The sequence below is a fragment of the Streptomyces kronopolitis genome (assembly GCF_014646275.1).
GTDB lineage: Bacteria > Actinomycetota > Actinomycetes > Streptomycetales > Streptomycetaceae > Streptomyces > Streptomyces kronopolitis.
In genome coordinates, this window is the sequence record NZ_BMND01000008.1 from 168,018 (window position 1) to 180,378 (window position 12,361).

At 72.3% G+C, this 12,361-nt stretch carries 14 protein-coding genes; 6 read left to right on the forward strand and 8 right to left on the reverse strand.

All coding sequences use genetic code 11. The annotated features are described in order from the left end of the window. Positions 1-87: 87 nt before the first annotated feature. From IEY78_RS12460 to IEY78_RS12490, 7 genes are all read right to left on the reverse strand, one after another. On the reverse strand, positions 88-1,509 hold the full coding sequence (locus IEY78_RS12460; RefSeq protein WP_229699900.1) for a nucleobase:cation symporter-2 family protein: 1,422 nt from the start codon (positions 1,507-1,509) through the stop codon (positions 88-90). A gap of 363 nt (positions 1,510-1,872) precedes the next feature. Further along, positions 1,873-3,276, reverse strand: a complete 1,404-nt coding sequence (locus IEY78_RS12465) for an 8-oxoguanine deaminase (protein WP_189097732.1) — start codon at positions 3,274-3,276, stop codon at positions 1,873-1,875. Positions 3,277-3,373: 97 nt separating this feature from the next. Continuing rightward, positions 3,374-4,321: a factor-independent urate hydroxylase gene (pucL, locus tag IEY78_RS12470; protein ID WP_189097733.1), complete on the reverse strand. Its 948-nt coding sequence runs from the start codon at positions 4,319-4,321 to the stop codon at positions 3,374-3,376. A 7-nt stretch (positions 4,322-4,328) separates the two neighbouring features. Continuing rightward, on the reverse strand, positions 4,329-4,736 hold the full coding sequence (gene uraH, locus IEY78_RS12475) for a hydroxyisourate hydrolase (protein WP_189097734.1): 408 nt from the start codon (positions 4,734-4,736) through the stop codon (positions 4,329-4,331). Beyond that, the gene (gene uraD / locus IEY78_RS12480; RefSeq protein WP_189097783.1) at positions 4,733-5,245 is read right to left on the reverse strand and encodes a 2-oxo-4-hydroxy-4-carboxy-5-ureidoimidazoline decarboxylase; all 513 of its coding nucleotides are present in this window, start codon (positions 5,243-5,245) and stop codon (positions 4,733-4,735) included. Before uraD ends, uraH begins: the two co-directional genes overlap by 4 nt. 231 nt (positions 5,246-5,476) lie before the next feature. Further along, complete coding sequence (locus IEY78_RS12485) at positions 5,477-5,875, reverse strand: helix-turn-helix domain-containing protein (protein ID WP_189097735.1); 399 nt, start codon at positions 5,873-5,875, stop codon at positions 5,477-5,479. Beyond that, positions 5,872-6,141 carry a YkoF family thiamine-binding protein gene (locus IEY78_RS12490; protein ID WP_189097736.1) on the reverse strand — a complete coding sequence of 90 codons (270 nt, stop codon included), beginning with the start codon at positions 6,139-6,141 and terminating at the stop codon, positions 5,872-5,874. The genes IEY78_RS12485 and IEY78_RS12490 overlap by 4 nt, the downstream gene beginning before the upstream one ends. A 135-nt stretch (positions 6,142-6,276) precedes the next feature. On the opposite strand from IEY78_RS12490, the gene IEY78_RS12495 reads away from it, so the two are divergent. The 6 genes from IEY78_RS12495 to IEY78_RS12520 all read left to right on the forward strand — a co-directional run bounded on the left by IEY78_RS12495 (position 6,277) and on the right by IEY78_RS12520 (position 11,861). Then, a complete protein-coding gene (locus tag IEY78_RS12495) occupies positions 6,277-7,146 on the forward strand; it encodes a TIM barrel protein (protein ID WP_189097737.1) in 870 nt (289 codons plus the stop codon). Positions 7,147-7,176: 30 nt separating this feature from the next. Then, positions 7,177-8,097 (forward strand): 2-hydroxy-3-oxopropionate reductase, encoded by a 921-nt coding sequence (locus tag IEY78_RS12500; protein ID WP_189097738.1) that lies wholly within the window; start codon positions 7,177-7,179, stop codon positions 8,095-8,097. 208 nt (positions 8,098-8,305) lie between these two features. After that, positions 8,306-9,787: a catalase gene (locus IEY78_RS12505; protein ID WP_189097739.1), complete on the forward strand. Its 1,482-nt coding sequence runs from the start codon at positions 8,306-8,308 to the stop codon at positions 9,785-9,787. Positions 9,788-10,130: 343 nt separating this feature from the next. Beyond that, positions 10,131-10,874 carry a hypothetical protein gene (locus IEY78_RS12510; RefSeq protein ID WP_189097740.1) on the forward strand — a complete coding sequence of 248 codons (744 nt, stop codon included), beginning with the start codon at positions 10,131-10,133 and terminating at the stop codon, positions 10,872-10,874. 58 nt (positions 10,875-10,932) lie between these two features. Then, positions 10,933-11,484, forward strand: coding sequence for a GNAT family N-acetyltransferase (locus IEY78_RS12515; protein WP_189097741.1), 552 nt, complete (start codon positions 10,933-10,935; stop codon positions 11,482-11,484). Continuing rightward, on the forward strand, positions 11,481-11,861 hold the full coding sequence (locus IEY78_RS12520) for an MmcQ/YjbR family DNA-binding protein (protein WP_189097742.1): 381 nt from the start codon (positions 11,481-11,483) through the stop codon (positions 11,859-11,861). The genes IEY78_RS12515 and IEY78_RS12520 overlap by 4 nt, the downstream gene beginning before the upstream one ends. Positions 11,862-11,897: 36 nt before the next feature. Here IEY78_RS12520 and IEY78_RS12525 read toward each other — a convergent pair whose 3' ends face one another. Next, positions 11,898-12,338, reverse strand: coding sequence for a GNAT family N-acetyltransferase (locus IEY78_RS12525; RefSeq protein ID WP_189097743.1), 441 nt, complete (start codon positions 12,336-12,338; stop codon positions 11,898-11,900). Positions 12,339-12,361 lie beyond the last annotated feature (23 nt).

Sequence of the window (12,361 nt, forward strand, 5' to 3'; positions counted from 1 at the left end):
ACGGCCCGCAGAGGAAGGGCGGTTGCCGCTCCCGTACGGGCCGTTGCGCGGGCAGGCGTCAGTGGGCAGGCGTCAGTTGGGTGGACGTCAGTGGGCGGGGGCCGGCGCGGCCTCCCCGGTGGCGTCCTCGGTGGTGCGGTGGGGCTGTTGCGGGAGCGCCGCCTCGGCGAGGGCGCCGGAGTCCGGTGCCATGACGCTGGCCCCCTCACTGTCCCCGTCGCCGGCCCCGGCCCCGTTGCTGTCACTGTCCTTCCTGCCGACATGGTGGAAGGCGAGGTTGAGGACGATGGCGACCAGGCAGCCGGTGCTGATCCCGGAGTCCAGGACGACCAGCAGGTCCTTGGGCAGGTGGTGGTAGAAGTCCGGGGCGGCGATCGGGATCAGGCCGACGCCGACGGCCGCCGCGACGATCAGGGCGTTGTCGCCCTTCTCCATGGCGGCCGTGGCCAGCGTCTGGATGCCGCTGGCGGCCACCGAGCCGAAGAGCACGATGCCGGCGCCGCCGAGGACCGGCAGCGGGACCAGCGAGATCACCGAGGCGGCCGCCGGACACAGGCCCAGCACGACCAGGATCAGCCCGCCGCTCGCCACGACGTAGCGGCTGCGCACCCTGGTCATCGCGACCAGGCCGATGTTCTGCGCGAACGCGCTGTTGGCGAAGCCGTTGAACAGCGGGCTCACGGCCGTGCCGAGGGTGTCGGCGCGCAGTCCGCCCTCGATGGTGCGCGCGTCCGCCGGGCGGCCGACGATCCGGCCGAGGGCGAGCATGTCCGCCGTCGACTCGGTCATGCAGACCAGCATCACGATGCACATGGAGACGATCGCCGCGACATGGAACTGCGGGGCGCCGAAGTGGAACGGCGTCGGGAAGCCGAACAGGGACGCCTCGCCGAGCGCGGAGAAGTGCGTGATGCCGACGGGTATCGCGAGCAGGGTGCCGGCGATCAGCCCGAGCAGGATCGCGATCTGCTGGAGGAAGCCGCGCAGCACCCGGCGCAGCGCCAGCACGATCACGAAGGTCAGCGCGGCCATCCCGATGTTGGTCAGCGAGCCGAAGTCGGGGGCCTGCGGATTGCCGCCCTGGGACCAGTTGAAGGCCACCGGCAGCAGCGAGACGCCGATCAGCGTGATGACGGTGCCGGTGACCACCGGCGGGAAGAACCGTACGAGCCGGGAGAAGTACGGGGCCAGGAGGAAGCCCAGCACACCGGCGACCATCACCGCGCCGAAGATGACCGGCAGCGCGTGGCCGGGGCTCTGGGACTTGCCGATGGCGACCATCGGGGTGACGCCGGCGAAGGAGACGCCGTTGACGAACGGCAGCTTGGCGCCGACCTTCCAGAAGCCCAGCGTCTGCAGCAGCGTCGCGATGCCGGCGGTGAAGAGGCTGGCGCCCATCAGGAACGCGGTGTCGGTGGCACCGAGCCCGCAGGCCGGTCCCACGATCATCGGCGGGGCCACCACACCCGCGTACATCGCGGCCACGTGCTGCAGGCCGCTGGTGAACATCTTCAGGGGCGGGAGGGTCTCGTCGACCGGATGCTTCCGGTCCCCCTCCGGCTTCTGCCCGGTCTGTGCGGCCACTGCGGGCCTCCTTCGTTTCCTGCGCCGCCGGGCCGGCGGCGCGATGCTGTCACGGAGGGCTTGCCATGTGGTGCGTGGCGGAGAGAGAAGTCGCCTGGTGAGCGGTACTGCGGGTGGGTGCGCTCGTGGCGCGTGGACGGCGGTGGGGCGGACCGTCCCGGGGGTGCGGGGCAATCCCGTACCCCCGGGGCCGGCGTCGTGGATCCCGCTCGGATCCACGCGCCCGGCCGGGAGCCGTCCCTCCCGGCCGAGTCGGGGTGCGTCGGCCGCGTGGTCGCGCCGTGGGGGTCAGTCCCCGGCGGCGATCCGGGCCAGACGCTGCGCCTCGGCCCGCGCGGTGCGGGCGAGGGCGTCCTCGTCGACGTTGCTGAGGTGGTTGTCCTCGACGACCGGCCGGCCGCCGACGAGGGAGAGGGTGACCGGTGCGGGCGGGCCGAAGACCAGGGCCGTGACCGGGTCGGCGATGGAGGAGTGGCCCAGGCCGTCCAGCTTCCACAGCACCAGGTCGGCGAGCTTGCCGGGCTCCAGCGAGCCGATCTCGGCGGTCCGGCCGAGGACCTGCGCCCCGCCGTAGGTGCCCAGCCGCAGCGCCTTGCGGGCGTTCAGCGCGGCCTCCCGGTGGGCGCCGAGGCGGTTGATCAGCAGGGCGTTGCGCAGCTCGGTGTGGAGTTCGCCGGACTCGTTGGAGGCGGTGCCGTCCACGCCGAGGCCGACCGGGACGCCGGCCGCGAGCATGTCGGGGACGCGGGCGATGCCGGCCGCGAGGCGGGCGTTGGAGGACGGGCAGTGCGCGACGCCGGTGCCGGTGCGGGCGAAGGCGGCGATGTCGGAGTCGTTCATGTGGACGCAGTGCGCCATCCACACGTCGTCACCGAGCCAGCCGGTCGACTCGAAGTAGTCGGTGGGGCCCATGCCGAACAGCTCGTGGCAGAACTTCTCCTCCTCCACGGTCTCCGAGCCGTGGGTGTGCATCCGCACGCCCTTGCGGCGGGCCAACTCGGCTCCCTGTCGCATGAGTTCGGTGGAGACGGAGAACGGCGAGCAGGGCGCGGCGGCGATGTGCACCATCGAGCCGAAGGAGGCGTCGTGGTGCTTGTCGATGGCCTCCTCGGTGGCCAGGAGGGCGCCCTCGGTGGTCTCGACGGCGAAGTCCGGGGGCAGCCCGCCGTCCTTCTCGCTGCGGTCCATGGAGCCGCGGGCCAGGGTGATCCGGGCGCCGATCTCGGCGGCGGCGGCGAGTTCGGCCCCGACCAGGTCGCCGGCGCCCCTCGGGAAGACGTAGTGGTGGTCGGAGGCGGTGGTGACCCCGCCCTTGACCATCATGCCGAGCGAGCCCTGGGTGGCCGCGGCGAGCATCGGGGCGTCGATCCGCGCCCAGGTCGGGTAGAGCGCGACCAGCCAGTTGAACAGGTTGTGGTCGGTGGCCAGGCCGCGAGTGATCCACTGGTAGAAGTGGTGGTGGGTGTTGACCAGGCCGGGGGTGACCAGGTGCCCGGTGCCGTCCACCCGGCGGACGACGTTCGCGAGGCCCTCGGGCGCCTTGCCCGGGCCCACCGACTCGATGATGCCGCCGGCGACCACCACATGGCCGGTGGGGTACTCGGTGTCCTGGGCGTCGACGGTCGCGAGGGCGCAGTTCTCGATGACGAGGCGCTGCGTCACCGCGTCGTCGGCGGAGGCCGGTGCAGCCATGGGGTTCCTTCTTTCGGTTCCGGCGGGGGTGTCCCCTGGAGGCGTGCCCCCTGCCCGGTGCGGGACGGGGAGGGGGCACGGCGTGGCGCCTGCGCGCTCAGAGGGTGGTCAGATCCACGGGGATCAGGGCGTCGGCGCCGTCGCGCAGGACGGTGGCCTCGATCAGGCCGTACGGGCGGTCCGCCGCGTAGTAGACCGCCCCGTCGGGGGTGTCGTTCTTGATCCCGAACGGCTCCAGGTCCACCAGGAAGTGGTGCTTGTTCGGCAGGGAGAAGCGGATCTCGTCGATCTCGGAGCGGCTGTTGATGACGCGCGATCCCATTTGGTACAGCGTCTGCTGGAGGGAGAGGCTGTAGGTCTCCGCGAACGCCTGCAGCAGGTGCTTCCTGACCTGCTCGTACGAACGCTCCCAGCCGGGCATCCGCTGCTCGTCGTCGGTCCAGTTGAACCGCCAGCGGGCGGAGACCTCGGTGGCCAGGATGCGGTCGTAGGCCTCCTTGAGCGTCGTGTACTTGTCCTTGATGTAGCCCCAGAACTCCGAGTTGGTGGAGTTCATGACCACGAGGTCCTTGAGGCCGGAGATGACCTGCCAGCGCTCACCGTCGTAGGTGATCTCGGTCAGCCGGGTCTCCTGGCCCTTGCGGACGAAGGAGTGCTTGACCTCGTCGGAGCCGATGAAGCGGGAGTTGGCGTCGGAGGTGGCGATCCGCTCCCAGGCGTACTCCTCGATCCGGATGCGGGCCCGGTGGATCGGCTCCTGGCTGCTGACGAAGTGCCGGGCCAGATGGATGCCGAACTGCTCGGCCGACTCGATCCCGTGCTCCTTGGCGAAGGCGTACACGGTGTTCTTGGTCGTGTCGGTGGGCAGGCAGTGGGCGTTGGAGCCGGAGAGGTGGACCTCTTCCAGGTCGCCGGAGAGCGCGACCGAGACGTTGAGGTCCTTGATGTGGTGGGTGTCCCCCTCGCGGGTGATCTTGACGACGCGGTTTTCCGCTTTGCCGTACTGGTTCTGGCCGAGCATCACCGGGCGGGAATGGGCAGTCATGTCGGTGCTAGCTCCCTCGGTATACGGAGTAGCCGAACGGGTTGAGCAGCAGCGGTACGTGATAGTGCTCGCCCGGTGTGACGGCGAAGGTGATCGCCACCTCCGGGAAGAAGACTCCGCTGTCCCTTGCGCGGGGGGCGTCCTGCTGTTCCTCGGCTTGCTGGTGTGCTGTGCTGGTTGCGAAGTACTCCTCGACGGCGAAGTCGAGTCGCACGTGGGTGGTGCCGTCCGGCAGCGCCGGAAGGTCCTTGCAGCGTCCGTCCGGGTCGGTGGTGGACGCGCCGTGGGCGGCCCAGGCGCCGTCGCTGCCGGAGCGCACCGAGAGCGTGAGGGCGACGCCCTGTGCGGGGCGGCCCACGCTGGTGTCCAGGATGTGCGTGGACACCGATGTCCGTGCAGCCGTCTCGCCGCTCATGCTGCGTCTCCTTCTGCGTGCGTCGCGATCCGGGTCAGCCGAATGCGGTTGATCTTGCCCAGCTCGCCGCGCACGATCTCGCGTTCCGCCTCCGGCGTGTTGTCGATCCGGTGGCGGACGGCGTCCCGCATCTGCTCACCGGTGCGGCCGGTGGCGCAGATCAGGAAGACGTGCCCGAACCGCTCCTGGTAGGCCAGGTTGAGTGCGAGCAGTTCCTCCTTGAGCGCGTCGGAGGCGCCGGCCATCCCGCTCTGCTCGCGGTGCGAGGCGCGGTCGCCCGGCTTCGGGCGGCCGATGGGCGGGTGCCCGGCCATCGCCTCGGCCAGGTCGTCCGCGGTCAGCTCGGCCATGGCGGCGTCGCTCGCGGCGTACAGGGCCTCGGCGGTGGCGTAGGGGCGCCGGGCGAGTATCCGGTCCCCCCAGGTCCGGCTGGCACACACCTCGTGCAGGGCGGCCCGGGCCGCCTCGTCGTGGGCGGTGTTGAACCGGCTGAGCCCCGGCGGGGGCACCGGGGTGTCCCCCGTCGAGCGCGGTGAACTCGAAGTCACGGGAAGCCTCCGTGGCAGGGAGATACGGGAGCTTGGCTGGAAACAGCTAAGACCCCCGACCAGACCACGTCAACACTTTGTTGAAATCTGGCCCACACAAAAGCCACCGGCGGGTGATTACGGGCGCAATTCCCGGGGTCGCACACCGGATCGCCCGCGGCGGGCCGGACACGCCCTACGCGGGCCGCCCCGCTACTCGCCCTCCGCCCGGCCCCCGGCCTCCCGGGAGGCGGTCTCGCGGTTCAGGTAGTTGTAGACCGTGAAGCGGCTGACGCCGAGGGCGGTCGCGACCGTTTCGACGCCGTGGCGCACCGAGAAGGCGCCCCGGGTCTCCAGGATCCGCACCACCGACTGCTTGGTCTTGCGGTCCAGCTCCGCCAGCGGCTTGCCGTGCCGGCGCCGCAGCTCGACGAGGATGTGGTCGAGGGACTCCGACAGATGGGGCAGGCGCACGGCCACCCGGTCCTCCCCCTCCCAGGTCAGCACGACATCGTCGCCCTGCGCCTGGTCCGGTGCGACCAGCCGGCCGCCCATCGCGTCGACCAGCGGCTTGACGGCCTGAACGAACGGGTGGTCGGCGGGCTCCGTCACGGCGCCTCCCCCTCGCCCCGCGCGGCGTCCGCGATCACATTGACCTGGAGGGACACCCGGGTGGCGCCCGCCCGGAGCGTTTCCCGCAGCAGCTCGCCGACCGCGTCGAGCACCCGGTCCGCGTCCCCCTCGGCCGTGTTGCCGAACGGGCCGACGTCGACCGCGTCGAGCCGGGCGCCGGTGACGACATCCCGGGCCACCACCGCATGGGCGGGCGCCTCGTCCAGGTCGAACGGTTCCGTCGTGAACTCCACTCGCAATCGCACGTCGCTCAACCTACGCGCGGTTCGGCCCGGCCACCAGAAATTGCCCCGGGGCCCCCTTGACAGCCCCGGAGACCGCCGGGCAGGGTTCCATCAAGCAGAAAAGCACTTCCACTATCCGGAAGGGGTGCCGGCCTGATGGGTTTCCCGGACACGCGCTTCAACGTCAATCTGTCGATCCTGTTCACCGAGCTTCCGTTGCTGGAGCGGCCGGCGGCCGCACGGGCGGCGGGATTCACGGCGGTGGAGCTGTGGTGGCCGTGGGTGGACGCCCCGGTCCCCGATCCGGCGGAGACGGCCGCGCTGCGGGCGGCGCTGCAGGACGCGGGGACCCAGCTGGTGGGGCTGAACTTCTACGCGGGGCAGCTGCCGGGCCCCGACCGCGGCGCGCTGTCGGTCCCGGGCGCGGAGTCGGAGCGGTTCCGGGCGAATGTGCCGGTGGCCGTCGAGTTCGCCCGCTCGGTGGGCTGCACGTCCTTCAACGCCCTGTACGGCAACCGCGTCGAGGGCGTGCCCGAGGCGGAGCAGGACGAACTGGCCCTGGAGAACCTGGCGTTCGCCGCCCGCGCGGTCGCCGAGGTGGAGGGCACCCTGCTGATCGAGGCGCTCAACGCGCCCGAGTCGCCGCACTGCCCGATCGTCTCGGCCCCCCGGGCGATCGAGGTGGTGGACGCGGTGAACGCGGCCACCGGCCTGGACAACGCCCGCTTCCTGATGGACCTCTACCACCTGTCCATGAACGGCGAGGACCTGCACGAGGTCATCGACCGCTACGCCGCGAAGACGGCGCATGTGCAGATCGCCGACAACCCGGGCCGCGGCGCCCCCGGCACCGGCGGCCTCGACCTCGCCGGGCTGCTCGGCCGCCTGGCCGAGGCCGGCTACCGCGGCTGGACCGGCCTGGAGTACAAGCCCGGCGACGGGCCGAGCGCGGACGCCTTCGGCTGGCTGCCGGCCCCGCTGCGCGCGGCGGACCGGCCCGCAGGGCCCCGGCGGCACCCCGCCTGACGACGCACCGTTCCCGAAAGAGGCACCCGCATGAGCAACCCCGCTGACTCCCCCCGCCCGACCCGCCCGGCGATCGCATGGATCGGCCTGGGCATCATGGGCTCGCCGATGGCCGAGAACCTCCTCAAGGCCGGCTACCCGGTCACCGGATACACCCTGGAGCCGGAGAAGCTGGAGCGGCTGACCGCGGCCGGCGGCAGCGCGGCCGGCTCGATCGCCGGGGCCGTCGCCGAGGCCGACGTCATCATCACCATGGTCCCGGCCTCCCCCCAGGTCGAGGCCGTCGCCTACGGCCCCGACGGGATCCTGGAGAACGCCCGGCCCGGCGCGCTGCTGATCGACATGTCCTCGATCACCCCGCAGACCTCCGTCGACCTGGCCGAGGCCGCCGGCGACAAGGGCATCCGTGTCCTGGACGCGCCCGTCTCGGGCGGCGAGGCCGGTGCCGTCGAGGCCGTGCTGTCCATCATGGTCGGCGGCGACCGGGCCGACTTCGACGCCGCGCGCCCCCTGCTGGAGGCGCTGGGCAAGACCATCGTGCTGTGCGGCCCGCACGGCGCCGGCCAGACCGTCAAGGCCGCCAACCAGCTCATCGTCGCCGTCAACATCCAGGCCTGCGCCGAGGCCGTGGTCTTCCTGGAGAAGTCCGGCGTCGACCTGGCCGCGGCGCTGGACGTTCTCAACGGCGGGCTGGCCGGCTCGACCGTACTGACCCGCAAGAAGGACAACTTCAAGAACCGCGACTTCGCGCCCGGCTTCCGCATCGACCTGCACCACAAGGACATGGGCATCGTCACCGACGCCGCCCGCGGCGTCGGCGCCGCGCTCCCGGTCGGCAGCCTCGTCGCGAGCCTCGTCGCCTCGCTGCGCGCCCAGGGCGACGGCGGCCTCGACCACTCCGCCCTGCTGCGCGGCGTCGAGCGCCTCTCCGGGCAGCCCGCCGCCGGCTGAGGCCGGGCCCGGCACGGGGCCCTCCAGCTTCCGGGCGGCGGCTCGCGCCGACACCTGTCCGGTCGCGCCCAGGCGCGGCCGCCGCCCGGAATTCCACCCCGCACGCCCGCCCGGGGTTTGTTTCAACAAACTGTTGACGTTTGGTCGGAGCCCTTCTTACGCTCCGACAGCGGAAGCCAACTTCCGCGCTCTCGTACGGAAGGTCACCATGTCGAAGCCCACGCTGACGGCGCGCTTTCTCACTACGGAGGCTGGCGCCCCCGTCGCCGACAACCAGAACTCGGCCACCGCCGGCGCCGGCGGCCCGCTCGTCCTCCAGGACCAGCACCTGCTGGAGAAGCTGGCCCGCTTCAACCGCGAGCGCATCCCGGAGCGGGTCGTGCACGCCCGCGGATCCGGCGCGTACGGCTACTTCGAGGTGACCGACGACGTCACCGCCTTCACCCGCGCGGGCTTCCTGGACACCGTCGGCAAGCGGACCGGGACCTTCATCCGCTTCTCGACCGTCGCCGACAGCCTGGGCGGCCCGGACGCGGCCCGCGACCCGCGCGGCTTCGCCCTGAAGTTCTACACCGAGGAGGGCAACTACGACCTCGTCGGCAACAACACCCCGGTGTTCTTCATCAAGGACCCGATCAAGTTCCCCGACTTCATCCACTCGCAGAAGCGCGACCCCTTCACGGGCAAGCAGGAGCCGGACAACGTCTGGGACTTCTGGGCGCACTCCCCCGAGGCCACCCACCAGATCACCTGGCTCATGGGCGACCGCGGCATCCCGGCCTCCTACCGGCACATGAACGGCTACGGCTCGCACACCTACCAGTGGACGAACGCCGAGGGCGAGGCCTTCTTCGTCAAGTACCACTTCAAGACCAACCAGGGCATCCGCTGCCTGAGCGGCGAGCAGGCCGCCGAGCTGGCCGGCAAGGACCCCAACAGCCACCAGACCGATCTGCTGCAGTCCATCGAGCGGGGCATCTACCCCTCCTGGACGCTGTACGCGCAGATCATGCCGGCGGCGGAGGCGGCGCACTACCGCTTCAACCCGTTCGACCTGACGAAGGTGTGGCCGCACGCCGATTACCCGCTCCAGCGGGTCGGCCGGCTGGTCCTGGACCGCAACCCCGACAATGTCTTCGCCGAGGTCGAGCAGTCCGCCTTCTCCCCGAACAACTTCGTGCCCGGCATCGGCCCGTCCCCGGACAAGATGCTCCAGGGCCGGCTGTTCGCCTACGCCGACGCGCACCGCTACCGCCTGGGCGTCAACCACACCCAGCTGCCGGTGAACGCCCCCAAGGGCGTCGCGGGCGGCCGGGCCGACAACTACGGCCGGGACGGCCTCATGGCGGCCAACGGCTACGACCGGCACGCCAAGAACTACGAGCCCAACTCCTACGGCGGCCCCGTGCAGACGAACGAGGCGCTCTCCGCCCCGCTCGCCGTCTCGGGCCACACCGGCACCCACGAGGCCCCGGCCCACACCAAGGACGACGACTTCTTCCAGGCCGGCGAGCTCTACCGGCTGATGTCCGAGGACGAGCGGAAGCGCCTGGTGGAGACCATCGCCGGCGGCCTCTCCCAGGTCGGCCGGGACGACGTGATCGAGAAGAACCTCGCGCACTTCCACGCCGCCGACCCGGACTACGGCAAGCGCGTCGAGGCGCGGGTCCAGGAGCTGCGCGAGGACTGACGGGAGGTCGGCCTCCTCGCGCATCCGTACCGGCCGGCCTGCTGAGGGGTGGTCGGCCGGTACGAGCCGCGTGGTGCGTGCGCCGCACGGACGCCGTCCGGCGGCGCGAGGTCGCTCGCGCCTGTGCCCGCGCCGCCGGGCGGGATCCACCGCAGGGCCCGGAGTCCGTCACGTCACGGACTCCGGGCCCTGCCGCGTGTCCGCGGCCGACCGGTCCGGGCCGTGCCCCGTGCTCTTGCCCGGGGCACTCCCTCAATTCCGCCCCGGGCGGCCGGTTTTGGAGAGACCATGGAGTCAGCAGCAGATCCGACCTGTCTGCCGACCGACCTGCCAGGAGCCCACCATGGCCGACAGCGTGCCGGTGCGGTGCCCCACGTGCCGCCGTGAGAACGCCTTCACCCCTCCCACGTTCCCGTGCGCCTGCGGTGCCCCGCTGACCCTGCCCGTGCTGCGCGGCGGGGTGCCCGTCGAGATACTCCACCGCACCTGGCAGTCCTCCTGGGTGGAGGTGCGCTGCGAGGTCTGCGGACGGCAGGACGAGTGGCCGGCCCCGGAGTCCGGCTGCGCCTGCGGCACGGTCGTGCGGGTCCCGGTCGCCCCGGCCCCCGCCCTGCCGCCGCCGAACTTCCCGTCACCGGGCCGGGCCGCGCCGCGGCCCGCCCCCGCGTTCCCGCTGCGCACCCCGCACGGCCTGGCGCGCCCCGCGTTCCGCCCGGTGACGATCCGTACGGCCCGGGACTGCGTCACCGCCGCCGAGCAGTATCTGAAGTGGCTGGGCTACGCCGATGCAGCCCGGACCCAGGAGCGCACCGCCTCCGGCGTGGACCTGCGCGGCACGGGCGTGGTCGCCCAGGTCGACCCCACCACCCACGCCACCGCCCTGCGCGAGATCGAGTGCGTCTGGCTCAACGGCCTCAACGACTCGGCCCTGGCGGTCTTCTTCTCCCTCGCCGGCTACGCCCGGGACGCCCGCTCGCGCGCCGACGAGCTGCGTCTCCCGCTGTTCGTCATGGACCTCACCGGCACCCCGCAGCCGGTCAACGACCCGGCCGACGAGCTGATCAAGTACGGCGCGGCGGGGCGGTGACCCGGCCGCCGGCGGAAAACCCCTCGCCGCGCCCGCGAGGAGCGGCGACACTGGCCGGGTGATCATCCGCCGTGCGTCCCCGGCCGAGCTGCCCCTGCTACGCGAGATCGAGCGCGCTGCCGGGGCGCCGTTCCACGCCCTCGGCATGGCCTCGGTGGCGGACGACGAGCCGCCGTCGCTCGCGGAGTTGGCCGTCTTCCAGGGCGCCGGACGGGCGCTCGCCGCGTGTCCGGATCCGACGCGGGACGATACGGGCGGGGACGCCGGGCCGGTCGCGTTCCTGCTGTGGGAGCCGGTCGACGGATGCACCCATGTCGCGCAGGTCTCGGTCCGCCCCGACCACGCCCACCGCGGCATCGGCCGGGCGCTGATCGACCGGGCGGAGCGGGACGGCGGGCCGGTCCCGGTGACCCTCACGACCTTCGCCGAGGTGCCGTGGAACGCGCCGTACTACGCCAGGATCGGCTTCCGGGTCCTGTCCGGTGCGGGCCTCACCCCGGGGCTGCGGGCGATCCGGGCCCGGGAGGCCGCCCTGGGGCTCGACCGCTGGCCGCGGGTGTGCATGCGGCGCCAGCCCGGCGGGCGCGGCCCGGCGATAATGCCGGCATGATCGACGCGCACACCCTGCGGACGACCTGCCTGGACTTCAACGGGGCGGCCGAGGAGTTCCCCTTCCCGCGGCACCCGGACGTGTCGACCTTCAAGGTCGGCGGCAAGATCTTCGCGCTGACGACGCTGACGGACGCGCCGCTCACGGTGAGCCTCAAGTGCGAGCCCGAGCTGGCCGAGCGGCTGCGCGCCGCCCATCCGGAGGTGGTGCCGGGCTACCACCTCAACAAGCGCCACTGGAACACCGTGTCGCTGGACGGCGCCCTGCCCGACCGGCTCGTCCTCGACATGATCGAGGACTCGTACGACCTCGTGGTCGCCTCGCTGCCGCGCGCCCAGCGCCTGCTGCTCGACTGGCCGGGCGAGCGCCGGCCCTGACCGCGCGGCGAGCGCGGGCCAGGCCCGGCCGGCGGCTCAGGCCAGCCGCAGCGTGATCCAGGGAATGCTGTCGCCCGGCAGCAGATACCGCTCCACCTCGGCGAAGCCGTGCGCCAGGGCGAAGTCGAGGCCTTCGGTGTTGGCGGACAGCACCACCGTCTCGATCGCCTCGGAGCCCAGCTCCCGCGCCCGCGCGAGCCCCCGCGCGTAGAGCGCCGCACCGATCCCCCGGCGGCGGTGGGCGGCCAACACCCGGGCGATGACGGTGCCGACCGGGGCGTCCGGCGTAGGCGGCCGTACCGTGGAGCAGCCCACCAGGGTGTCGCCCCGGTAGGCGACCTCCAGGTGGTTGCGCCCGACGCGCTCGCGCACCTCGTCGAGGGACAGCACGGCCGTGGGGATGATCGTGTTGTGGACGTGCTGCCAGTCCCGGATCGCGGCCTCGCCGTCCACCCGTTCGATGCGAAGATCAGTCATCGCCGTAGCGAACCGTACGCCTC